At 44.8% G+C, this 25,199-nt stretch carries 14 protein-coding genes, 2 tRNA genes, 3 rRNA genes, 1 other RNA gene and 1 pseudogene; 11 read left to right on the forward strand and 10 right to left on the reverse strand.

What is annotated here, in order from left to right:
• Positions 1–121: 121 nt before the first annotated feature.
• Together ffs and MsAc7_RS07370 are read right to left on the reverse strand one after the other, a co-directional pair.
• Positions 122–435, reverse strand: an RNA gene (gene ffs, locus MsAc7_RS07365) — signal recognition particle sRNA.
• Between the two features lie 113 nt (positions 436–548).
• A complete protein-coding gene (locus MsAc7_RS07370; protein ID WP_338102274.1) occupies positions 549–2,117 on the reverse strand; it encodes a phosphoadenosine phosphosulfate reductase domain-containing protein in 1,569 nt (522 codons plus the stop codon).
• Positions 2,118–2,837: 720 nt separating this feature from the next.
• Between MsAc7_RS07370 and MsAc7_RS07375 the strand changes: the two genes are divergently transcribed.
• The 6 genes and pseudogenes from MsAc7_RS07375 (at position 2,838) to MsAc7_RS07400 (ending at position 7,615) form a co-directional block, all read left to right on the forward strand.
• Entirely contained in the window at positions 2,838–3,482 is a 645-nt protein-coding gene (locus MsAc7_RS07375; protein WP_338102275.1) for a methyltransferase cognate corrinoid protein, read from the forward strand.
• A 10-nt stretch (positions 3,483–3,492) separates the two neighbouring features.
• A pseudogene (locus tag MsAc7_RS07380) lies at positions 3,493–4,869 on the forward strand (monomethylamine:corrinoid methyltransferase).
• Between the two features lie 366 nt (positions 4,870–5,235).
• Positions 5,236–5,394, forward strand: coding sequence for a hypothetical protein (locus MsAc7_RS07385; RefSeq protein ID WP_338102277.1), 159 nt, complete (start codon positions 5,236–5,238; stop codon positions 5,392–5,394).
• A 266-nt stretch (positions 5,395–5,660) separates the two neighbouring features.
• A complete protein-coding gene (locus MsAc7_RS07390) occupies positions 5,661–7,061 on the forward strand; it encodes an APC family permease (protein ID WP_338102278.1) in 1,401 nt (466 codons plus the stop codon).
• Positions 7,061–7,333 (forward strand): monomethylamine transporter, encoded by a 273-nt coding sequence (locus MsAc7_RS07395; RefSeq protein ID WP_338102279.1) that lies wholly within the window; start codon positions 7,061–7,063, stop codon positions 7,331–7,333. Before MsAc7_RS07390 ends, MsAc7_RS07395 begins: the two co-directional genes overlap by 1 nt.
• 9 nt (positions 7,334–7,342) lie before the next feature.
• Positions 7,343–7,615 carry an AcrB/AcrD/AcrF family protein gene (locus tag MsAc7_RS07400; protein WP_338102280.1) on the forward strand — a complete coding sequence of 91 codons (273 nt, stop codon included), beginning with the start codon at positions 7,343–7,345 and terminating at the stop codon, positions 7,613–7,615.
• Positions 7,616–8,374: 759 nt separating this feature from the next.
• Here the strand turns inward: MsAc7_RS07400 and MsAc7_RS07405 are convergent.
• The 3 genes from MsAc7_RS07405 to MsAc7_RS07415 form a co-directional block, all read right to left on the reverse strand.
• The gene (locus MsAc7_RS07405) at positions 8,375–9,415 is read right to left on the reverse strand and encodes an AAA family ATPase (RefSeq protein WP_338102281.1); all 1,041 of its coding nucleotides are present in this window, start codon (positions 9,413–9,415) and stop codon (positions 8,375–8,377) included.
• A gap of 75 nt (positions 9,416–9,490) precedes the next feature.
• The gene (locus tag MsAc7_RS07410) at positions 9,491–11,191 is read right to left on the reverse strand and encodes a preprotein translocase subunit SecD (protein ID WP_338102282.1); all 1,701 of its coding nucleotides are present in this window, start codon (positions 11,189–11,191) and stop codon (positions 9,491–9,493) included.
• Positions 11,188–12,192 carry a protein translocase subunit SecF gene (locus tag MsAc7_RS07415; RefSeq protein WP_338102283.1) on the reverse strand — a complete coding sequence of 335 codons (1,005 nt, stop codon included), beginning with the start codon at positions 12,190–12,192 and terminating at the stop codon, positions 11,188–11,190. The genes MsAc7_RS07410 and MsAc7_RS07415 overlap by 4 nt, the downstream gene beginning before the upstream one ends.
• Positions 12,193–12,570: 378 nt before the next feature.
• Here MsAc7_RS07415 and MsAc7_RS07420 point away from each other — a divergent pair, with 378 nt between their 5' ends.
• From MsAc7_RS07420 to MsAc7_RS07435, 4 genes are all read left to right on the forward strand, one after another.
• Positions 12,571–13,035, forward strand: coding sequence for a deoxycytidylate deaminase (locus MsAc7_RS07420; RefSeq protein ID WP_338102284.1), 465 nt, complete (start codon positions 12,571–12,573; stop codon positions 13,033–13,035).
• A gap of 48 nt (positions 13,036–13,083) precedes the next feature.
• On the forward strand, positions 13,084–14,091 hold the full coding sequence (locus MsAc7_RS07425; protein ID WP_338102285.1) for an ArsR family transcriptional regulator: 1,008 nt from the start codon (positions 13,084–13,086) through the stop codon (positions 14,089–14,091).
• A gap of 177 nt (positions 14,092–14,268) precedes the next feature.
• The gene (locus MsAc7_RS07430; RefSeq protein WP_338103468.1) at positions 14,269–14,949 is read left to right on the forward strand and encodes an IS1595 family transposase; all 681 of its coding nucleotides are present in this window, start codon (positions 14,269–14,271) and stop codon (positions 14,947–14,949) included.
• Positions 14,950–15,109: 160 nt separating this feature from the next.
• Positions 15,110–18,133, forward strand: a complete 3,024-nt coding sequence (locus MsAc7_RS07435; RefSeq protein ID WP_338102286.1) for a SpaA isopeptide-forming pilin-related protein — start codon at positions 15,110–15,112, stop codon at positions 18,131–18,133.
• Positions 18,134–18,353: 220 nt separating this feature from the next.
• On the opposite strand, the gene MsAc7_RS07440 is transcribed toward MsAc7_RS07435, so the two are convergent.
• Positions 18,354–18,425 (reverse strand) — tRNA-Cys (locus MsAc7_RS07440).
• A gap of 123 nt (positions 18,426–18,548) precedes the next feature.
• On the opposite strand from MsAc7_RS07440, the gene MsAc7_RS07445 reads away from it, so the two are divergent.
• Positions 18,549–19,151 (forward strand): GTP-binding protein, encoded by a 603-nt coding sequence (locus MsAc7_RS07445; protein ID WP_338102287.1) that lies wholly within the window; start codon positions 18,549–18,551, stop codon positions 19,149–19,151.
• A gap of 325 nt (positions 19,152–19,476) precedes the next feature.
• Here the strand turns inward: MsAc7_RS07445 and rrf are convergent.
• From rrf to MsAc7_RS07465, 4 genes are all read right to left on the reverse strand, one after another.
• Positions 19,477–19,598: ribosomal RNA gene (gene rrf / locus MsAc7_RS07450) — 5S ribosomal RNA — on the reverse strand.
• Between the two features lie 152 nt (positions 19,599–19,750).
• Positions 19,751–22,678 (reverse strand): 23S ribosomal RNA (locus MsAc7_RS07455).
• 279 nt (positions 22,679–22,957) lie between these two features.
• Positions 22,958–23,030, reverse strand: a tRNA-Ala gene (locus MsAc7_RS07460).
• Positions 23,031–23,172: 142 nt separating this feature from the next.
• Positions 23,173–24,647, reverse strand: a 16S ribosomal RNA gene (locus MsAc7_RS07465).
• The 16S, 23S and 5S rRNA genes sit together here with 1 tRNA gene alongside, the layout of an rRNA operon.
• Between the last annotated feature and the right edge of the window lie 552 nt (positions 24,648–25,199).

The raw sequence follows: 25,199 nt of genomic DNA on the forward strand, positions 1-25,199 counted from the left end.
AAAACGAATAAAATGAATCAAATACGGCTCAGTCTTTCCCCTATAAAGAAAGATGAAATATTTAATGTTTGCCGTAAAAAATGATTTATTCAGTTTTATTTTTTCCAAATCGGATAAAAAAAGGTGAGCGTGCATCAAGTTGCTGCCCCTTCCACAGACAGTTTCGAAAACCTCTCCTCCGCCCCGCAACCCTTTCAGCGACTGTTGTCCGCGGTAAGTCTGCTCCCTTCCGGGCCTGAACCGGTTTCCACGATTAAGATAAACAAACCGAAACTCCTTTCAATTCGCTTACCACCACATTCCCGACAGGACGAGGTTTCAACGTTAAGATTTTAGGCATATCTATGGTTGGGAACATCTTCCCTTTGCTTCGTCACTCGCTTATCGGCGATTTCGAGTTACAGGCAACGCCGAGCTGCCCTGACTAGCCCACCAGGTAAGCAATAAGTATGGGATAATTTATAAGATTATCCCTTTTCCGGCCGATATTGAAAAAATGAATTTGTTTTTTAAATCGACATCTAAAAGCATCTTGATTGAACAATGGTTTAGGGTTGTTTTTCCGCATTTGATTCGATGACGCCTTTTTCCTTGGCCAGTTTTTCCATTGCCGGCGTGTATTTTTCAAACCGCCAAAGCCCGTACCGGACCCAGTTTTCCGCATTCGGGATTTTCTCGGCCATCGCGTAAGTGAGAAGTTTTTCATCCCACATCTTCATGGCGTCAGGGTGCGTATTTCTCAGGTTTTCAAAATCCGCGAGTGACGCAGCCGGACAAAGCCAGCAGCCGATGCGGTCAAGTCCTTTTTCGTAAAGCGGGTTGTAATGAAGGTTGTGCTTGAAAATGTAAAGCCAAACATGAAGCGCTGTCCACTCCTGAATCGGGGCGGCACCGACTTGTCCGCGGACCGACGGGCTTTTCCAAATCCGCTGGCTTCTTGCACGGGCAAGAGATTCATATTGGCGTTGTCCGATAAATGTTAAACATCCGCCGCTCTCCAAATAATTTGATTCAATGAGTGTTGTAATCGGCGTCAGTTTACAGGATTGGGTACACCAGCGGTTATCCACGTGCGGCGGTCCGTTGATTTCAAATCCGTCCCAAAAGATATTGCCGGCGCTGATTTCTTTGAATGGTTTTTGGTATATTTGAACGATTTCCGCCACGTTTTGAATGGTTTCTTCAAACTCAAGCCCGGTGTCGGAAAATAAAATATCATAATCAAATGTTCCTTCCGATGCTTTTTGGGTCATATGAAGCGTTACCAAACTGTCTTTACCGCCCGAATAGGAACAGGTAATTTTTTTGTTGACATTCGCCGCCGCGTTTCTAATGAATAAAATCGAGTCCGTCTCCACTTGATTGAGAATTTCGGTGTTTGCGGCGACAACTTTGTTCCAAGATTCGGCCATGGATTTTTCTTGCTTTTCGCTCTCTTTTTCATCCTTTCCGAAATCCAACGGCGGTTCCGATTCAACCGGAAGCCCGCTCCAGCGGTTTTTTACGGCTTTGCCGCGTCCGGAATTTTTCATTTCCTCGCTGCTCATTTTGGCGCGTCCGGCCGCCACCACTTCAAAATTCGGAGTGATGACAACCACTTCATCTTCCGGTTTGATATCCGGTGCCGTTTTCAAAATTCCTGGGACCAAAACACTGGTTCCCTCGGCAATGAACGGAACGGCACCTTCGTTAATCATGATCCAGCTTTTTAGCACATTGTTTTCAATGTCTTCTGCGATTGTTTTAATTTTCGGGTTAAAAATCCGGCGCGCGCCTTCCAAACGTAAAAGAAGTACCCACTGTCTTTTTTCAATTTCAAAACGAATCGTACCGATGACGGTTCCGCCGCAAATGATTTCTTCCATCCGGTCTTCGTAAGGCGCTTTATTGTAGACGACAAATTCGTCGTCCGCGATTAATTTTTTTCCGAATTGACGGATTGAAACGTCATTGATCCGGGCGATATCATACGGAAATGCCGGCCGGATGTCTCCGGGCGGTGTTACGTTGACAAATTTTGTCGTTGCGCCGCATGCACATTTTTCACCAAGGACAGGAACGTTGCAACTGCCGCACCAGTGAAGAACAAGTTTTCCTAAAAAAACGGGTTTTGCCATGAAAAGCAAAAAGAAAGTTCATGTATTTAAAAAGAATCAGGCGTTAAACGAAAAGCAAACGGCGTTTATCAACCGGCCGGTTACTTTTATGGTCTGCATTCCCATAATTTCGCCGTTAAAACAGGAACGTGTAAGATTTAATATATATAATTTATCTTTCCGGTCATCTTTTTTGCATCCAAGGTCAATGTTCGAATGGATGCGCGTGCTTATTTCATAAATCTAATATTATGTTTCAAATATTATTTTAACATCGGTTTGTTATTTTATTTTTTAAATGTTTGAGTCATCTCGTATTTTTCTATTTTTATAAAACAAAAAAGATATATAATGTGGACATTTCTTGATTGTGTTTTTAAATTAAAATGAATTATTTTTTGGGTCGCATTTTCTTGTTAGGCTCTCTATTCTATGTTGCTTTATATCTTTTATAATGCTTTATTATTTTGTAAACAGCTTACGAATTATATAAAGAACTTGAAAATTTCATTGTGATTTAAGTTATATATCAAAAAATCAGATTGTAGGTAGATTACAGTCGATTTTGACTTTGGGGGTATTATTACCAACACAAGAAAGATCAAAGCGGGGGTTTTGGTCTTTCTTCTAAAAGTCTTCTGTAATTTGATTGATTTATTTTTGCGTACAAAAAAATAAGAGAATCATGAAAACCGGTTTTTTGGTTGGATTGAATTCTTACTCGTACGGAGGTTTGAAAACATGTCAGATATATTTGCAGAATTAGCACAAGCCGTTGAGAAACAAAACATCGCCGGCGCCGTTGAGAAAACAAAAGAAGCTCTTTCTAAAAATGTCGCACCGCTCGACATTATCCAAAAAGGTCTCGCGGCCGGTATGAAGAACGTCGGAGAACGCTTTGAAAAAGGCGAACTTTTCTTACCGCAAATCATGATGTCCGCGAAAGCCATGAATGAAGCCATGGTTCTCCTTACACCGGAACTTGCCAAGAGCAGCAGCAGTGCAAGCGCAGGCGTTGCGATTTCCTTCGTTCAGGAAGGCGACATCCACGACATCGGCAACAGACTGGTGTCCACAATGCTCGGCGCAAACGGCTTTGAAGTCAAAGTCCTCGGTGTCGACGTTCCGAATGAGAAAGTCGTCGAAGAAGCCAAAGCCGCAAAAGGCAGCAAAGTCTTGCTCGTCGGCTCCGCTCTCATGACCACCTCCATGCTCGGTCAGAAAGACTTGATGGTTATGATCAACGAAGAAGGCATCCGCTCCAAAGTGAAATGCATGTTCGGCGGCGCACCGGTGTCCAAAGCCTGGATCACAGAAATTGGCGCTGACGGAACTGCCGAAAACGCAGCAGAAGCCGTGAACGTTGCAAAGAAAATTATGGCCTAAGGTGATTTAAATGGCATACACAAAATCAGTTGACTGTTACGAATTCTATGACCGCTCCAAAACCGGAGAGAAATGCTCTCAAGACGACTGGGACTTAATGAGAATCCCGATGAAAGCCATGGAGCTTAAACAAAAATACAAACTCGACTTCAAAGGCGAATTTGTTCCGACCAATGCCGACATGACCGAAAAACTCTTCTGGGCCGGCTTTGACATGCTCCTCGAATGCGGTATCTTCGTGACCGACCAACAAAGAGTCGTTAAATACACCGCTGACGAAATCTGGGACGCTATTTCCAACCCGCAATACGAATTCCAACTCGGATCCGGCAGAGACGCCGTCCAAGTCAGAAAGAGAAAAGTTGCCGACAAAAGAGGCCCGGTCATTCAGGGCGGTCCGACAGGATCTCCGGTTTCCGAAGAAGTTTTCATGCCCATTCACATGAGCTACGCTCTTGAGAAAGAAGTTGACACCATCGTCAACGGTGTGATGACCTCCGTTCGCGGAAAACCGCCGGTTCCGAAAACACCGTACGAAATCTTGTCCGCAAAAACAGAAACCAGACTTATTAAACAAGCAACGGCTCTTGCCGGAAGACCCGGCATGGGTGTTTAGGGACCCGAGACTTCCCTCTCCGCACAAGGAAACATCAGCGCGGACTGTGAAGGCGGCATGAAACCCTGGGACAGCCACGAGGTTTCCCAATTGAACGAATTGAAGATTGACCTCGAAGCCATCTCCGTTATTGCCCACTACCACGGCAACAGCGACATCATCATGGACGAGCAGATGCCGATTTACGGCGGATATGCCGGTGGCCTTGAAGAAACCGCAATTGTTGACGTTGCATCCCACTTGAACGCCTTCGTCATGTCCGGCGCCAGCTGGCACCTTGACGGTCCGGTCCACATCAGATGGGGATCCACCAACACCCGAGAAACCCTCGCCGTTGCCGGATGGACCTGTTCTGCCATCAGCAACCACACTGACTTCCTCTCCGGAAACCAGTACTACCCGTGTGCCGGTCCGTGCACAGAAATGTGCTTCCTCGAACTTGCCGCACAAGCCATCACCGACTCTGCATCCGGCCGTGAAATCCTCTCCGGAGTTGCCGCCGCAAAAGGAGTCGTTGAAAACAAAACAACCGGTATGGAAGCCCGCATGATGGGAGAAGTTGCCCGTGCCGCAGCAGGTGTTGACATTGCTGAAATCAATAAGATTCTCGACAAGTTGATCCCGCTCTACGAAAAGAACTATGCAACCGCCCCGGCCGGAAAGACCTTCCAAGAATGCTACGATGTCAAGACAGTCACCCCGACTGCCGAACACGTTAAAGTCTATGAAGGCGCCAAGAAGAAGCTCGAACAACTCGGACTTGTCTTCTAAACTGTCCGCCCGTAAAAATAATGAAATCAGGAACGGATTTGGAGGCAACTCCAAATCCATCATCCGTTTCATGTTTAAAATTATGACTTAATTGTCTGTCAATACCGGCAACGAAAAGAGTTATCGATTGTGGTTTATCAAGATTCTTTGAGCCGATTCGTATTGATATTGCTTACATACCTTAACCCAATAAAAGATTAAAAACGGGTCATTGAACAACGTTGGTTGTTTAAAATAATGTGTGTTTATGGAAATAGAATGTGTGGGAATTATTCTCAAAAAAGAACGCTGAAATTGTTAATCGTCACCGATCGTAATTGTTAGATATTTGGGGATATCTACGGTTCAAAAAACAAATTGTAAAAAATGTTTGCGATTGTGGTTTTTGAAATCAAGGATTTGGATGTGATTCAATTGAAAAACACCGGATTTGGATTTAATCGCGAGCAATCGACTCGTACGGATTTAATCAACCGGAGTAAATCATTTGATTATTTGGGTTGCAGTAGTTGTTACTGTGCTTGATCCGTCTCCGGTATTTCATATTATTGACAAATTCTGCGTTATTTTTTGTTTCTTTTTTCCCGATGCTATTTTAGACGCGCCTCTTTTTAAACACCTCACGGAAGTTTAATTCCCTTTTTGGATCACAGAAAAGAGGTGTAAATATGAGTACAATTGACATTTTAAATATCGGCATCTTTCTTGTGGCTTTTATTTTGATTGCCTACTTGTTGCTTGATGCCTATCGGGTTTCGATAAAATCGAAACCGAAGAAGGAGTGATGGGAGATGGAACTCGAAAAGAAACTTCGTCCGTATCACGTATGGGCACTTGGTGTCGGTATCGTGTTGGTCGGTGAATACATGGGCTGGAACTTTACGGTGGCAAAAGGCGGTATTTTAGGAGCCCTTTTGGCCATGATCGTGGCCGGTGTGATGTATATCATTATTTCCATCTGTGCCAGTGAACTCGGCGCTTCGACCAAATTGGCCGGCGGTCCGTATGACTGGGTCCGCTTGTTCGTGGGACCGGGCGCTGCCGCAATCGTCGGTCTCGGCGTTTATATGGAATATATTGCTCTCTCCGCAGCTGACGCCATTGTCGTCGGGCAACTTGCCGCTGCTTATATTCCGGGTATTAACGTTCAAGCCGTCGCTTTATTGATTTTAGCCATTTTGACATTTATTAACTATCGTGGTGCCGTTACGGCGCTCACCTTGAACTTCTTCCTGACGTTCGTGGCAGCCGTTGCGATCTTATTGTTCTTCTTGTCTTCCGTCACCGGATTCGGCGGCGTGACATTGCACCCGGAAAACCTGTTCAGCGGTGCTATTCCGTACGGAATGGTCGGACTCTTCGCAGCCCTTCAGTTTGGTCCCTGGTTCTACTTGGGTATTGAAGGCGCCGCCATGTGTGCCGAAGAATGTAAGAAGCCGACACGTGCCGTTCCGCTCGGACAGCAGGCCGGTATGATTACCTTGCTTTTGATGGCCGGTATGACACTCTTTATCTGTTCCGGCTTGATTGGCAGCGACAAACTCGGTGCATCCGTGTACCCGCTCTTTGAAGCCGCTCAAAACAGCGGTGTTGGCATCTTCATCTTCCTCTTGGCCGTCGGTACCTTGTTTACATGTATCGCCAGCGCCAACGGTTGTGTCAACGACTCTTCCCGGTCTTGGTTCGCTCTCGCCAGAGACGAATTCGTGTCGGACTGGTTCACCGCCGTTCACCCGAAATACAGAAGCCCGTACCGTGCGGTTATTTTCACATTGCCGGTCGCTATCGGCTTTGCGTTCAGCGGTTTCTTGGACCAGGTCATTACCTTCTCCATCGTGTCCGGACTTGTCTGCTATGTGATGATTCCGTTTGCGTTGATCCGGTTCCGTAAAATGTACCCGACCAACACGTCTCAAATCCGTCCGTACATCGGACCGCTTCAGCCATATATCGCTATGTTTGCGATTGTGATTGCGGTCGTGATCATGTCCACTTTCTACTGGGCTTATCAGTTGAACTTGATTTTCGCCCTCGTTTTCTATGTGGTCGCCTACTTCTACTTCTCTTGGCGCTATAAGAAGATGAAGAATTCGAGAAAGACTCAATTCAGTTGGGATGCCAAGTTGGGCTGGCCGGACCCGGAAGTCCAATTGGGACAAAAAGCAATAAACGCAGAAGGAGGCAAAAACTAATGGCGGAGATCAATGAACAGCACTATAAGAAATGGCTGACGCTTGACTCTGCCGTGATTGTGATTATGTGGCTTGCGCTCGTACTTTCCGAGACGTATGTCGCGTATTACATTCTCCACTCTGTCACCAGCCAGGGGCTTGAACTTCCGATGTTTTTGATCGGTATCTATGGTCTCTTCCTGCTTTTGATGTTTACCATCAACGGTCTCGGATGCTACAAAGTGTGGGTTTCCATTAAGGAACACATGTACGAATTTGAATATTACGGATGAGGTGAAAATATGTCCGCAAAATCAACAACCACTGAAAACAAAGCCGTCGCCAAGCAAGGTTTGGCCATGCAGGTGTTTGACATCATCTTCATCTTTGCTTTAGCCTTTGCTTGCGTCGTGATTCCTGTGTATCTTAAAGGAGCAACGATTGTCGGAGAAGGCGGCAGCGGTGTCGGCAGCCAAATTGTTTGGAATGCACCGGGATACTTTTCCACGCTGATTGTAATTCTCATATTCTTCATTGTGATTTTGTATCACTCCGTGAAGAATTATGATTATTAAAATCACTCAAAAACAGAAAAACGCAACACTCTAAAAACCAATAAACTCGAAAAACACAAAACAACAAAAAAAGCAAAACAAAAGGTCTAACAAAAACACCATCCATTGGCAGGCTCAGTCAAATTATTTGATTGGGTTTGTCAATGGCTTTTCTATATTACTCCCCCCTTGTCATTTTGTAGCGCTTTTTTTGTTTTCTTGTTTGACAATAATTTTTAAACATAAGTATGAAATAAAGGGACGATACTTTAAATAAGGTTCTGATATTTAGTGTGTCCTGCTAAAAACGAGTGCTTGAACAAAAAACGTTATAGCATTTTAAGCATCAAAAACGGACACAATGGAATTGAAAGTTAAAACCTCTGTTTTAAACTTTCCAAACTAAACACCTATTTAAAACCTCGAAGTATTTGGAGTGGTTCGCCTTTCAAATACTTCTTCCAACTTTTTCTTTTTGTTCTTTTATATTCTTTTATTTTCTTTACTTTTTTCAAATGATTTTGTTCACATCGCTTTTATGTTCTTGATTTCATAAAAACGACCGTTGTATGGGTTTTCGGTGAGTTTAAAGAATATTGATCGAAAACATTGATAAAAAGAATGTTGATCGAAAACATTGATAAAAAAATTGATAAAAAGAATACTGATAAAAAAATTGATAAAAAGAATACTGATAAAAACATTGACGAAAAAATTGATAAAAAGAAATGATGAAAAAAGTCAAAAATATAAAACCGGAAGAAACGAAATAAAGAATTATTAATTAAATTCGGCCAACAATCTTTCCAGTTGAATGCGTTCGCTTTGCGCGTGAATCAGCCGGCTGTCACAGTCGGCCACGGCTAAAATTTTCCGGGCGGCGGCTTTTTCATCCGTTTCAGATTCGTCAATGATCTTAGCCATTTGCTCCAAAATCTCTGACCCCGAATAGCCGACATCGACAAGAAGGGTGTCTAATTTTTCTCGGCTTTTGAGGAAATCTTTCTCTTTTGAAGCCGCATTTAACAGCTCTTTAAACGCGGTTTCTTCTTCCAGCTGCATTTGCATTTTAACCATTCCCGAGGTCAGAGTTGATTTCATGCCGGCGGCTTCAATAAGTCCCGTTTGTAAAAGTTCCAACGCTTTTGAAACGTTGCCGCCCGTCAAGTACGGCAATTCCGCAAAGATTTCTTCCGAAACGGATACGTTTTCCTTTTCGGCGATTTTTTTCAGTTCATCTCCTAAATCTTCCGGATTGGGATAATTGAAAAAGAGGGTCACACACCGGGAACGGAGCGGCGCGATTAATTTTGAAATGCTTTTTGTGGAAAGAATAAACCGGCAGGTTTTGGAGTATTTTTCCATAATGCGGCGAAGTGCATGCTGAGCGTCCATCGTCAACGACTCGGCCGAATCAATGCAAATTATTTTGTAATCGGCATTTATCGGCGCAATGGCGGCATATTCATTGATGATGTCTTTAAAAATCGTAATGACACTTTTTTGGATTTTTTTGGGTTCATCCGTTCCGAGAATTCTATAAAAACGCGGATCTCTGACCAGATAATTTTTTCCTTGTTCAAAAAAGTCAGATGCGTTAAAATAAGTCAAATTTTGTTCGCTTTCTTCCCCATAAAGTTCTACCGAAAGCGCCAGAGCCGCCGTCATTTTGCCGGAGTTTTCGGGGCCGAACAAAATGAGGTGCGGAAGTGAACCGGATGCGGCCAAACTTTTCAGCGTAGCAACAGATTGCCGGTTCCCGAGAATGTCATCCAAGGTTTTCGGGCGGTACTTCAATGTCCAAACATCTTTTTCAGTCATTCTCTTTTCAATCCTTTTCTCTGATTTCGTTTTTTCGGAAAAGCCGGATATCCGGCAATCCGATTTGTTATTCTTTCATTCCGATAAGTTTTCGTCCACCAGTCCTCTTTTGGTCAGAATGTATTTTAAAATGGCGGAGTATGCCGGACGGGCAATCAAAACACCGATAAGAACGCCGACAATCGTGACGATGGCGAATCCTTTCAAAGCGCCGAATCCCAAGAAGACCAGGGGCGTCATGGCGACGACGGTCGTTGCGGCCGCGCCGAAGATGATAAAGAACGCTTTTCCGATGCGTGCGGAATAAACTTTATGAGACGGCGTTTTCCCTTCATGAACGACTTCTTCCGTGATGATGACCAGATGGTCAACGCCGGTTCCGATAACGGCAATAATACCGGCGATCGACGCTAAATCCAGTTCCTGTCCGACCAGGGCGGCAAACCCGAGAAGCATCACAACTTCCGCAATGGACGTTCCAACCATCGGGATGACGATTTCAGGGCGTCTGTATTTGTTATAAACTAAAAGCGCAACCGCAATCATCGCAAAGAAGGCGGTGATAATGGCGCCTTTTAAGAATCCTTCCCCGAGTGCGGCGTCCACTTGTCCGGAACCGATAATTTCGACGTTGACCGGAAGAGCACCGGCGCGCAAGTGAATCTGAAGTTCTTTGGCTTCTTCATATGTGGACGTTGTTGCCTGCCAGGAATAGATCGGTCCCGTATTCAGCTGTGCGGCCGCGCTGCCGCTTAAGGGGGCGCTGTAGACGACTTCATCATCCAAAAGCATGATGAGGTTGTGGCTGTTCGGGTCAGTTGTGGCGCCGGCTTTAATGGCGGCTTGCTGAAGCGCCACAGCTCCTTGTTCGTTTAATGTAAACGGAACATACCATTGACCGTTTTGAGTTTGGCCGACCGGATTCACGCCGACCACGCTGTCGCCGTACAGGATGTGCGCGGTTTCATTTGCGTTTACCTGAACCCGGATTTCGAACTTACCCGGCGTTTCCACCAGTTTTCGGGCTTCCGCCAAATCGACGCCTGCAAAGTCAATTAAAATATATTCGTCGCCGACCGCCTGAATCGGCAGGTCTTTGATGCCGAGGCCGTTTCCGAGTTTGTTGTTGAGAACATCAATCGTCGTCTGCATCGTTTCTTTGGTGGTTCCGTTCCGATATATCGGATTTCCGGAAGTGTCTTTTACAACGGTTCCATTGACGGCCGTCATAATTCCGGTCAGTTCATCCAAGCTTGTCGCTTTTCGGATTTCCCATTCATATCCGCTGCCACCCCGGACCGCATATGGAATCACTTCAGTGTTGTAAGCGTTTGACAAGTAGGACGTGATGAAAGAGACTTTGGGCGCCGTAATTGTTACCTCCGTGTCGGAAGCTCTTTGTTTGACGGTCGCGTTTCCAAAGAGGTAATCCAAGCGCGTTTCATTGACAGGATCCGGTGTTGTAAATGTGACGGACCCGTTTCCGGTTGGATCAAATGAAGAGCCGGTGATCGTCAGCCCATTCGGATATTCTTTCTCAAGCATTTTGGAGACGATGTTTTCAGGGTTTGCGTCAACGCTTGTGACGGCGCCGTCTAATTTCAGTTGAATCCAAGACCCGCCTTCGATATCAAGTCCGTAACTGATTCTTGTGTGAAATCCATCCTCGGCGGAATACCCGGGTCCGATAGCGATGATTGAGATCAGAAGTCCGAGAACCAACAGGATGACTTTGTAATTCTTATAAATCGGCGTTTCCTTTTTTTCTTCCATCATGCGTTTTTCCCTCCTTTTGCGCCGGTTTTTGATTTTTCAGCTTTGTTGGGTTTGACAGAAGTGTTCAGCGGTTTTCCGCCGTGTCCGCCATGTCCACTGCTGTGGTAAGCGGATTTGCCTCTCGTTAAGTAATGCCGGAGGATGCCGACGTTTAAGAACCAGGTGTTGAAGATATCAATCACGAGCCCGACCAGGACGATGAGTGAAATCTGAGACAAAAGCGGGATTGGGGGGACGCTCGGGACGATGTAGTGAAGATAAGTGGAGACCAAATACATCACCAGGAACGCGGCGGCAGTGGTTGAGGTCATTAAAAGACCGGTTCGCATCGCGCTTGAAATTTTATCATTCATATTTCCGGAGCGTTTGAGCACTTTGTTGGTCAACAAAATGTCGCTGTCCACCGAATAGCCGATCAACATCAGTAAAGCTGCAACGGTTCCGAGTGTTAATTCAATTCCGAAAATATCCATGAAGGCAATCGGGACAATTATATCGGAAACGGCAGCCAAAATAACGGTACCGGCCGGAATTAATTTTCGAAACATCAACACAATGACGATAGCCATGCCGATGAATGAGAAAATGATGGCCAATAACGCCGTTTCTTGGAGCTGCTCACTGTAAACCGGCGCGACTTGTTTTTCTTCAACGTTGGTAAACGTCGAATTGCCGTAAATTATTTTTTCAAGATTTTCGGTTTCACCGTCTTCCATTTGTCCGAATTGCATAATGACGCGGTTTCCGTTCATCAACACTTCGTCGAGCGGATAATCCGAAAACATTTCTTGAATTTGAGATTCAGATAGGTTGGTGGTGACCGAAAATTGCGTGCCGCCGACAAAGTCCATTCCAAGAGCGACCGGATATCCGGTTTTGACGGTTGTCAAAAGAATAATGATGATCGCTACTGCCAAAACCGCTAATGGAATGGCAATTAATTTTTTATCGTCCGTTTTTTCCACAAACGGGTAAAGGTAATTGTAGAGTTCCAACGCCATATTTTTGCCTTCTTCCGATTAAATCGTCTTAATCTTCTGAGCTTTCGCCGGCTTTTTTCAACTTTCGCGGGTCTCTTTTTTTCGTTATCGTTTTATTCAGTCGATGAGAAAACGATAAAAAGACCGAGTCGACGGACATTATTTTTTTGAAAGGTTTTGATTTTCTATTTGTTAATCTTATTTCTACTTTTCGTTATTGGTTTTTATTTTTTTGAAACAGGTTTCTATTTTTTTAGATTTTTCAGACCCCATTCTTTTCTTTTTTATTTTTGCTTTTTTCATCTGATTCTATTGCGGATGGTGCTGAGTGACAGCGGGCGGATTGCAGGTGACGGAGTCAGATGAAACTTATATATATTGTCCTCTATTTGTATAGTCATGGCAGAGAGGCTTTCCATTGATGATTATTATGTTGAAATTTCCCAAACGGTCGCGAAACGGTCGACCTGTTTGAGAAACCGGGTTGGAGCCGTAATTGTTCGAGACAATCATATTTTAACCACAGGGTACAACGGCGCTCCACGTGGCTTGTCCCATTGTTTGGATATTGGTTGCCTTCGGGAGGAGCAAAAAATTCCGTCCGGAACGATGCATGAAAAATGCCGGGCCGTTCACGCCGAACAAAATGCGATTATTCAGGCGGCGCTCCACGGAATCCCGACGTCGGGGGCGACGCTTTACTGTACGCACCAGCCGTGCATCTTGTGTACGAAAATGATTATCAATGCCGGCATTAAACGCGTTGTTTTTTTAAATTCATATCCGGACCCGAATTCCATGGGTTTTTTCAAAGAAGCCGGCGTGTTGGTGGAGCAGCATGTTCCAAAAGAGCAAAAACAATAAAAATATCAATTCGGTTTTTTTCTGTTTATAATATCGGAGGATAAAAAAATGGACCCGTCTGAGGTTTTGGATCTTTTGGGAAATGAAAACCGGCGAAAGATTTTAGCGCTTCTCGCTGACCGCCCTTTTTATGTCAATGAGATCACCAACCGAATCGGCGTGGCTCCCAAAGCCGTCATCGGCCATTTAAATCTGCTTGAGAAGGCCGGTCTGATCGAAAGCAGCGTCGATTTGCAGCGTCGAAAATATTACAACATCACAAGAAGCATGCGCCTTGAAGTTTTTGTTTCCCCTTATTCTTATTCCGTTCAAGTCAGCCGGTCTGATTTTGAAATCCCGAGCGAGCCGACGTATTCTTTGTCTGTGGCTTTTAAAAATCCAAGTCAAAAAATTCAGCGGCGAAGATATTTGAAACGGATGTCTCAGATTCCGATGTTTGCGTCAAGGCCCGTGATTTTTTTAGCGCCACCGTTTCCGGCGACATTTTATCCGGAAGATTCCTTTGACATTGAAACAGCTGAAAGCGCGCACCTCTTTGAGAGAAGAGAACCGGATGAACCGGCAAGCAACCCGGGGGCTGAGCCTGAATATATTTTAAACACAGGCAAATCAAGACCAAACGGTAATGAAGTAAACTCGGAATCCGATTTTGAAAAAAACAGTTTGGACGAAACACTCAAAAGCCGGGATGGCTTTTTTTTGTCCCAGATTCACCGGGTTCAGCGCGAAATTGACGTTGTTTTAGAAGAACAGCGGGACTTGTCTTTCCGCCAAAAGGAATTGGATGTGAAAAAGAATCGTCTGATGAATTCGTTTATCCACTATGCGACGCAGCTTTCGGAAGACAACGTGGACTTGGATATTTTATTCCGTCTTTTAAAAGACGGAATGACGGCGGCTGATATTTGTCATGAAACCGGGTACGCGCCGGCCAAAGTAGTGCCGCGGTTGAAAACTTTTGAGGAAAAAGGAATTATTGAAAAGTATCTTTCAAACGGTGATTTTGTCTGGCGGCTTAAAGACGGGGAAGATTTAAACTTTGAATTTGAACATTGATTTCAAATATAGCCATTATTTCTACAACATCCTTATTTTTTATCTATTTATGTTTGATTTTTTTCGTCCGGATCAATTTACTGTTTTTGTTCTTTTGATTCTCATTTTTGGTATTATTTCTTAAGGGTCATGATAAGAACACAAATATAATTTGGTGTTCAAATCATGCTCAAGAATATGAAAAACAAATATGTCAATCGTTCAAAAATTTCTGAAGCAAAATTTCGTCAAATTGTCAAGCTTTTTGCTTTGGATCTGGATGCAACACAAATATCCCAAATTGTTGGAGTCAGCCGTATTACGATCAACCGATACCTCATGGCAATCCGCGAGCGGATTGCCGAATTCTGTAAATTGGAATCTCCCTTCCAAGGAGAAATTGAAGTTGATGAGTCATACTTTGGCCCGAAACGTGTAAAGGGAAAGAGAGGACGCGGCGCCGGCAATAAAACGATTGTATTTGGATTGGTGAAACGGCAAGGGAAGGTTTACACAGAAATTGTTCCGGATTGTTCTAAATCCACATTACAATCTATCATTAAAGGAAAAGTTGATCTTGATAGCGTTATTTATTCCGACAACTGGCATGGATATGATGGATTAGTTGATGTGGGATATGATAAACACTATCGAGTAGATCATGGCAAATATGAATTCGTCAATGGAAGAAGTCACATTAATGGGATTGAGGGATTCTGGGGATTCTCCAAAACCAGGATGAGTAAATACAGAGGAATTGATAAAAGATACTTTAATCTTTACTTGAAGGAATGTGAATTTAGGTATAATTATAGGAATGAGGATTTATATCTTAAAATCCTAAAAATTGTCAGAGAAAATCCTCTATTCTTATCATGACCCTTTCTTAATAATTAGGTATTTATACATGAAATTTAATCATATCTTATTATTCTATTAATATATTTTTAGTTAATAAATTTATACTTTTATGAACTTATGTTTTCTGAGTCATATCTATAAATATCTTAAAAAATGATTAAAAGAATGTGGGTTGATTATGAAAATCTTAGAAAAAGGGGTTTCTTTATTTTTTATTTTGATTTTGCTGTTGACGCCGGCAGCCGCCGCCAGTGTTCAAATCGTCGTGGACGGTCATAATACCGGAATCACAACAACCGCCTGTTTAGAACAAGGCCCCGGAACACAAAATCCGATGGCGATTGGCGGATATGATTTAAACGGGCCGGTCAAATCCGGAAACGTGACAGTAACGGATAACGGTGCGCCGGGTTCAAACAAAAATATTAATTTGACGGATTTAATTGAAATTAATAAAAGCGTATCCGGGCCTGTCAGCGGGGAATATACCGTTAACTTAACGGTTGATGTGGCGCCGGCCAAATTCACTTACAACGATAAGCCGATGGATTTTATCATCGTTTATGATGTGACGAGCAGTATGAAAAAAAGCGCAACAACAAGCGTGGATAGTGTTCCGTTTGATGAGACCCGGTTAAAACATGCTCAAGATGGGATCATTAAACAAGCTCAAGTGATCTGGGACAGCAGTCCGGGTTCAACAATTACAATTATTCCGTATGCGAGGGATGCATTTGTGCCAATAGAGGGAGGTGGTCTTCAGTTTAATGCTTCTTTGATGTACAGTCCAATGACTGCAGGAACTCCTCTTACAACATTTGTTACCAATACTGTCTCCGGAAATGTTTACGGATATAGATCGTTCATATACAATGACGATACATATGAAAAACAAAGTACATTGGTAAATATTCAAGACACGCTTTCAAATCTGACAAACTATAATGCTCAAGATACTTTCACCGTATTAACGCAATACAATTACTATAAAATTCAAAAGCCGGCTGATTCGGCTGAACTGGACAAGTTTAAAGAATCTGTTTTTAAGCTTCCGATGGCCGAAGATACAAACACCCAATCCGGATTGCAAGCAGCTTATGATTTGTTGTCCGATTCTACCAAATTTCCAAGTCCACATCAAGAGAATCGGGTCGTTTTGTTAATTACGGACGGCGATGCAAACCGTCATTATATGACTGGAGATCCGATATGGCCGGACCCCGGCACAGGACTTGATGTTCCGGCTAATTATAATAGCTATATGAATGGAAAAAGAGTTCTGAACCCGGATGATTACAACAGTGCCGCCAATCTTAACGTAACCGGATGGCTTCCGCAAGCGGCAAGTCCGGAAGATATTCCTTATGCGCATCAAGCGTGTGAGGATACAGCTGATTACATCAAAGATGTATTAAAAGGAAAGGCGGTTGTTTATGTTGTTGGCATTGGAATGAAAGAGATAAATGGAACAACAAATGTCCGCGACTCTTTTAAAAATGTGTCAACCAATGATTATGTGTATTTTGTTCCTCAAGTAGCTCCCGAGGGAGCCGTTGAAGACGCAATCGCCAATGCTGTTTTTGACGCATTAAATTGTTACGCGCCTTATGACAATTTTACGATCAATGACGCCATTAACACGCAAAACTTTGAATTTGTTCCCGGAAGTTTGGAAATCAAATACTCAAACGGAAACGGAAATCCGTTGACAACGTTTTCGAATTACCAACCGGGTTCGGACGTCAATTTTGCGGACGGAAAAATATCTGTCAATATGGGCAAAGCGCCGTATCCGGAAGGAACCGGAACATCTTCAACGCCGGTTCAATATGTTATTTCTTATAAAATCACTGCAAAACCGGGGGTAGAAGGTGACCATTTACATCTCGGCCATGACAATATGAGTTATGTCAGCTATGCCGCACCGCATCATTTGAGTCCGAATTCAAAAGGAAATATCGTTTATTATCCAAATCAAGGCGCTCCGAAGACGGTTTTTGGTTATATTCCGTTCAATACGCCGGTGGTTGTTTTGAATGCTTTGGCTATCCGTAAAGAAGTCAGCACCGACAATTCTACTTGGGTGAAACACGTTAATTTGCCGAAGACAGGCGGTCAAGTTTACTACAAAATAACGGTGACAAACGGTCTTCTGACCTCTGCCACTTTGGACCGTGTGAATGACCGGTTCGGAGTAAACGATTCGACGGCAATTTACATTGATAAAACCAACAGCAATTTGCTTGAAAACTCTTCTGTCAGCAAGGTTGTCCCGTCTTATTCCGGCGGTATTTTGACATTAAATGCCGGTGAAACGGCAACGTTTTACTATAACAAAACTTACAACTCAACGGCCGGAACATATGAAAATATGGTCGTTGTCCGGCAATTTGACATCTATCCGGTTTCCGATTACGACACCGGCAGCGGAAAGCTGCGCGCTTCCATCGCCGGCGTGACGGTTCCAAAACCGGATGGCGGTAATAACAGCAGCGGTGGTAGCGGAAATGTCACGCCGCCGAGCAACACAACCGTCGCAGCGGAAGGTTTTGAAAGCAGCGGTCCGGGGGCCGAATTGATTTTGGAAAAAACGGACAGTACCAACGCATCCAAAAAACTTTCGGCCACGTTTGAAATCCGGGACCAGAATGGTCATTCGTTTAGTCCGAAAATGATTTACAAAACCAATCAATCCGGCCACACCGAGCGGATTTATTTGACGCACGGAACCACCTATATGATTTATGAAACGGAATCTCCAACCGGTTATAAGCCGGTTGACAGCGGCATCAAGGTGACCGTCAACGAGGATTTGACGATTCAGCCGGTTGACGGCTACGAGTTGACCAAAAACGGCGATGTTTACACACTCACGATTCCGAATGATCCGGCTACAGGCGCATGTAAGGTCTTCCACTGGTGGGGACTCTATGCGTTGCTTGCGCTTTTGTTGATTGTTCAGTCTGTTTATCTGGTGAAAAAGTTTAGACCGGGACCAAAAATTGAGACGGCCGGGATTGACAACAAATGGTGGGTCATTCTTTTGATTATGATTTTCGCCACGCTGGTCTCAGCCTTGTGGTTCTACCAACATTATTGTCATTTGAGCGATTGGTGGATTTTGTTGCCGACGGTTTTAACGTTGATTCAGGTGCCGGTCATTTATTTGTACAACAAGTATTTCCCGAAATTAAAAATGTAATACCGATTTGATTCAAACAAAAGGCAAAAGGTAAGGCCGGTCTCATTTTCGATGCCGGCTTTTTTTATTCAAAATTTTTGAACTTGAATTCTTTTTAATTTTTTGAAATCATGGCTCTGCAGAGTTATCATTCAAAATAAAAAATCAAAAACAAAGAAAAGAATTCACCAACTCATAAAGAAAAACAAAGGTCACCAATTTAAATTACAAAAAAAGAAAGAGCCAACGTCCGGATTCGAACCGAAATATATTCGCTCTGCAGGCGAACGCATAGCCGCTCTGCCACGTTGGCGATGGATACTTGAAGGATTGTACTAGTGGTTTTTCTTTTATTTAAAGAATACGGTAAAAAAACCGGTCAACAAAAATGAAAAGATTAAATGACAGAAAAACAATCATAATCTGAGGTGTTTTGATGAAAGTCATAATCATCGGCGGTTTTCTCGGAAGCGGGAAGACGACGGCCATTCAATCTTTGGGTAAATATTTTGCGCAGCTCGGGAAAACCGTTGCTGTTTTGGTGAACGAAGCCGGCGTTGTTGATATCGGCGGTGACTTATTTGGTTATGATATCCCTACAAAAGAAGTGACGATGGCTTGTGTCACCTGCAATTTGAAGGCGGCGATTACAACATCTGTCGTCCAATTGGTTGAGAAAGCTCATCCGGATATTTTATTCATCGAGCCGAAAGAATCGGTGTCTCCGCTTGTGGTTCGTGAAGAGCTGAGATTAGCGCAAATCAAGCCGGACGGCGAAGAATATGATTTTGCGCCATTGATTACATTTGTTGATTGTTCCCGTTTTTTTAAAAATGTCAAAGAGAAAAAAAAGATGACTTTTGACCAAATTCAAGTTTCAGAAGTCGTCGTTTTGAATAAAACGGATTTGGTTGACGTTAATACTCTGGGGATGATTCGAGAGAGCGTTCTTCAAATCAATCCGAAAGCTGTTGTTTTAATAAACGCAGATCAAGGCGGGATTGTTTCAAACGAGATCTTGAAGATAATTGGTGTTTGATGGAAGTGGTTTGATAGTCAAACTTCTCCATTCCTCTTTTAATTGTTTAGCAAAAAACCCTCCTTGCCCCTTCATTCATACGCCTACCGGCTCTAAAAAACAGAAGCTGCGCAGTCTCTCGCATGTACAGTCGGACAGAAAAATGAAGCCACAGGTTCAGACGGAACACAGTCAGGCAGAAAAATGAAGTCGCAGGTTCAGACGAAACACGATCCGACGGAAAATGAACTTTTAACTTCAAAAAGAATAGTATTACTGAAAAAAGTAATAGCAGGCATCAGATTTGTAAAAAATGTTGGATGTTTGTGGATATATAAAGAAAGGCCTTTGGCAGCGATCAGTATTTCCCGAAGGCTCGCACACTTCAGTACCGTAAAGAACGCCGGCTGGCTTATCTTCTGTGTTCGGTATGGGTACAGGAGTTTCCCCGCCGCTATGGCCGCCAAAGACCTTTGCTTTAAGTTGGATGTAGGAACGGATTTTTTGTTTAAATTTGTTTTGGCATGTAGGGTGGATTGAGATTTTTTTAAGAGAAATATTTTATATTTCGCTTATATTTTTTCTTTTGGTTATATTCAGATATCGCCCGAAGAAACGTGTTTGTGATGGAACGGACAATTAGTGAACGCGGACTTAACACCTCGTTGCCTTGATGCTTACATCCCGTTTCTATTGACCTCATCTTTTATGAGTGTCCTTATTGATGTCTCTTTTTGAGTTTGATTTCGAGCTTAGATGCGTTCAGCTCTTATTCATTTGCGCGTAGCTGCCCTGCGTTGCCTTGTCAGACAACAGGTAGACCAGAGGCGCCGTTGCTCTGTTCCTCTCGTACTAAAAGCAACTTACCCTCAGACATCGGGCACTTCCGGTAGATAGTAACCAACCTGTCTCACGACGGTCTAAACCCAGCTCACGATCTCCTTTAATAGGCGAACAACCTCACCCTTGGCCGCTGCTGCACGGCCAGGATGGAAAGAACCGACATCGAAGTAGCAAGCTGCCGGGTCGATATGTACTCTTGCCGGCAACGACACAATTATCCCCAGGGTAACTTTTCTGTAGTTTTTGGCCCGCACCAAGCGGGCTCAAAAGTTCGCTAGAACCGACTTTCGTCTCGTCATCCCTTGTTGTGCGGAATAACGTCAGGCTGACTTATGCTCTTGCACTCTTCAGTGAGTTTCCGACCCACTTGAGTCAACCATTGCGCACCCTTGATATCTTTTCAAGGGCGTCCCGCCCCAGGCAAACTGCCCACCTATCGGGGTCCTCTCGGTTGAGAGTTAGAATCGTAATTCCAAAAGGGTAGTGTCCCACTTTCGGCTCCACGGATGCTGGCGCACCCGCTTCGACGCCTCCTACCTACACTGTACATTCGAAATCACAATTCAGCGACAGGCTGCAGTAAAGCTCCATGGGGTCTTCACTTCCCCCCGGAAGTCTCATGACTGTGCACATGAAAGTAAGCTTCACCGGATTCCAGTTTGGGACAGTAGAGCTCTCATTGATCCATTCATGCAAGTCGCCAATTAAGCGACAAGGTACTACGCTACCTTAAGAGGGTCATAGTTACCCCCGCTGTTTACAGGCCCTTCGTTCCGTTGAACCGGAGGTTGAGGTACCTGCACTGAGCAGGATTCAGAGATCGTACTCATCCTTACGGATTTGCGATCTCCTATGTTGATATTAGACAGTTGGAGCTCCCTGGTCACTGCGACCTGCTGTCTTCACAGCAGGCACTCCTTCTCCCGAAGTTACGGAGCTAATTTGCCGAATTCCCTAAACTGAATTACTCCGTCACGCCTTAGCCTTTTCAGCTAGGGGCACCTGTGTCGGATCTTGGTACGGACGTTTGACACCCTTTTCACGGGCTCATGGGTGCAACCGGCTTTCGTCATCACACATTCTCGAACTTCTCGCCATGACGGCTCTCCATTCGTTTCAATGCTTAAACGGCGCGACAGCGCCGCCCGGTCTTCCCTTAAGCGTCAGGATTTTTTGTCAACGGTACAGGAATATTAACCTGTTTCCCAATTCGATGCACTCGTGTTACGGTGCACCTTAGGACCGACTAACCCTCGGCTGATGATCATTGCCGAGGAAACCTGGCCCCTTCGGCGGTCAAGATTTTCACTTGACTATGCTGCTACTATTACCAGGATTTTCGTTTGCGCACGGTCCACAGGACCTCACGGCCCTGCTTCTGCCCGAACGCAACGCCCTCCTACAAGATTACCTTATACGGTACTCCATGGTATCGGTGGTCGGCTTAAGCCCCGTCAATTTTCGGGGCCCCAAACCTCGACTGGTGATCTGTTACGAACTCTTTAAAGGGTAGCTGCTTCTAAGCTAACCTTCCAGCTGTTTTGGGCTTGGGACGCCCTTTAGTGTTTACACTGAGCCGACACTTGGGGACCTTAACCATGGGCAGGGTTGTCTCCCTTACGCACTACAAGCTTACCCCAGCAGTGCGGACTCCGGCCGTCTTTGGTGTGGGTGGGTTTGGAGTTTGACAGGGGAGCGAAGAATTTCTTCCCCGGATTCCCCAATCAGTGCTCTACTCCACCAACGACCTCAAGCCAGGTCATGCTGCGACATGTTTCGGAGGGAACCAGCGGATGCCGGGCTAGATTAGCATTTCACTCCGAGACGTGGATCACGTGAATGATTTGCAGATCAATACCACTTGCGGTCCTCCACGCGGCTTTCGCTACGCTTCAACCTGTCCACGCCTAGATCGCCCGGCTTCGGGTCTTATCCCGGTGACTCCGCGCACTTGTATACGCCGTGCCTCACCTTGCGGTTGCGCACTTGTTGCTTTCGCTTTGGCTTCTTAAACGATTAATTAGCCTTCGCCACCAAGATAAACTCCCTGGCCCGTTCTTCAAAACGTAGGATACGACGCCGGCAGTTTCGCTCGTACACAAGCCTCGCGGCTTTTTCCTTCGCGAAAAAGATCCTTTCGCGCCGTATCGTTCCATAACCAACAGGTTTCAGGCACTTTTTACCTCCCTTCTCGGGGTACTTTTCAGCGTTCGGTCACCCTACTAATTCGCTATCGGACTCAAGAGGTATTTAGTTTTGGAGATTGGTGTTCCCCTTATTCGCGCGAGATTTCCGACCCACGCTACTCCGGATCAGGCCTTTTTCCTTTTATGTTCACCGACGTGACTATCACACTCTATGGTCTGCCGTTTCAGGCAAGTTTGGTTTGATAATGCCGGAAAAATATAGCCGTCCATAAACCACATCTCCGCCTTATTCCTAAAGCGGATTCAGTTTGAACTCTGCCGTGTTCAATCGCCTTTACTAACGGCATCTCATTTGATTTCTCTTCCTGCCCCTACTAAGATGTTTCAATTCGGGGCGTTCCTGATCATGACTGATCGACGCTTTCGCGTCAAGATTCCCATTCGGAGATCTCAGGTTCATCGGCTCCTTGCGCCTACCCTGAGCTTTTCGCAGCTTGGCACGTCCTTCATCAGCCCTTGAGCCGAGCCATCCACCTGTTGGCGTTATACCAGCACAAACCGTTTCTTCAGTTAGCGTCTGATATAACCAAAAGTTGTTTTCATATTCTCTGGTTGGTTATGAAAACGTTTAAACAAATTCATGCGGTTTTGGCAGCATATCCAAATTTCCGCACTGTCGTCGAATTTGTTTTTTGTCTCAATCCTCTACATGACTTCACACAAACCCGAATGGCTGTTCAGGTTTAATCCGTCCTTCCCCCGCGAAAATTCACGGAGTGCATTGAAATATCCTTTGAGGAATCGAACCTCAAACTGTTTTTAAGAACAGTTTTCCGATGGACTTGTGGGGATTTGAACCCCAGGCCTCTCCCTTGCAAAGGGAGCGATCTTCCAGCTGATCTACAAGCCCCTGTTGTTGAAAACGGGTTTATTCCCGTTTTGGGGGTTTGCGCCCGCTGCTTTTGGCAGACTTTTTTGTTATCTGCTGTTTTTGTTTTTATATTTTATTTGTGACCTGATGTTTTTTCGGCATCTGACGGTGATTTTTTCTTAGGAGGTGATCCAGCCGCAGATTCCCCTACGGCTACCTTGTTACGACTTAACCCCCCTTGCAAAATTCAGGTTCGAATACGGCACTTTGTCCATACCCTCACCCATACCTCACTCGGGTGGTTTGACGGGCGGTGTGTGCAAGGAGCAGGGACGTATTCACCGCGCTATGTTGAAACGCGATTACTACGGATTCCAGCTTCACGAGGGTGGGTTTCAACCCTCGATCCGAACTTAGAACGGGTTTATGAGATTAACATCCCCTTTCGGGGTAGTGACCCATTGTCCCGTCCATTGTAGCCCGCGTGTAGCCCAAGGGATTCGGGGCATACTGATCTACCGTAGCCCGCACCTTCCTCCGGTTTAGCACCGGCGGTCCCCACAGAGTCCCCAACTATCCGAAGATATTGCTGGTAACTGTGGGCACGGGTCTCGCTCGTTGCCTGACTTAACAGGATGCTTCACAGTACGAACTGGCGACGACCATGCACCTCCTCTCAGCGATTCAGGTAAAGTCTTCAGCTTGACCTACATATTGCTGTCTCCCCTGGTGAGTTTTCCGGCGTTGAGTCCAATTAAACCGCAGGCTCCACCCGTTGTTGTGCTCCCCCGCCAATTTCTTTAAGTTTCAGCCTTGCGGCCGTACTTCCCAGGTGGCTCGCTTCACGGCTTCCCTTCGGCACCAGACATAGTCACGCCATGCCTGACACCTAGCGAGCATCGTTTACGGCTGGGACTACCCGGGTATCTAATCCGGTTCGTGCCCCCAGCTTTCGTCCCTCACCGTCGGACTCGTTTTGGTAAGGCGCCTTCGCCACAGGTGGTCCCACAAGGATTACAAGATTTCACTCCTACCCCTGTAGTACCCCTTACCTCCCCCGATCCCAAGACCGGAAGTATCCGCTGACAGCCCGGATGTTGAGCATCCGGATTTCCCAACGGACTTCCCGGTCCGGCTACGGACCCTTTAGACCCAATAAAAGCGGCTACCACTCGGGCCACCGGTATTACCGCGGCGGCTGGCACCGGTCTTGCCCGGCCCTTGCTAACGCTTACGACTTAAGTAAGCGGACAGCCCGCATTTGATGCGAGCACTCGGTGTCTCCTTATCACAGTTTCCTGCATTGTAAAGTTTTCGCGCCTGCTGCGCCCCGTAGGGCCTGGATTCATGTCTCAGAATCCATCTCCGGGCTCTTGCTCTCACAACCCGTACCCGTTGTCGGCTAGCGGGTACCTTACACCCGCTACAACCTGATAGGCCGCAGACCCATCCTCAGACGAAATTCTTTCACTCTCTAAGCAATTCCAGCAGAAGAGAATTATCCGGAATTATCCTCAGTTTCCCGAGGTTATGCCGGATCTGAGGGCAGGTTATCCACGTGTTACTGAGCATTACGCCATGTTCACGAAGAACATTTGACTCGCATGGCTTAGGCAAACACCGATAGCAGTAACCTCCGGCAGAATCAACCGGAATTACATGCGCAACATTTTACTGTTGCCTGCACAACTTTTATCTTTTTTTAATTTTGGAAAGTTAAAACTCAAATCTATATGGCCAAGGAATTACAATCAAAGAATAAAGCGCTTACACAAATCTCTAAATCTTAGTTCTAAAATTCAAAAACTTGGAAAAACTACCAATCTCTAATATTGCATTCGCTTGCATCACATTTGATTTTAATGTTTCAATACACTCTTTTAAAAGTGTTTTTTGGTTTACCTTAAACTTGGTTAAGATTGTAAAAAACACCGTCAGAGTTTACCGAAACATCAGGTCACATATCAGTCAGGAAAAAACTCCCGACCTCACTTGTTTGTAAGATTTATAAATTCAATTTATCACACAAATTTTTATGAAATTTGTGCGGAATTGACAGTAATGTTGAAATCGTATATAACGATTTTGATTCATTTTTACAAAAACCAAAAACTCAGAAGAGCGGCATTTGTTAAAAAATCAAACTTTTAATCAAAAAAGTCAGCAACACTATTTCACAAAATTGATAAAATCACTATCAATAGAACT

It is taken from the genome of Methanolapillus millepedarum, assembly GCF_032594115.1.
In the GTDB taxonomy this organism is placed as follows: Archaea; Halobacteriota; Methanosarcinia; order Methanosarcinales; family Methanosarcinaceae; genus Methanolapillus; species Methanolapillus millepedarum.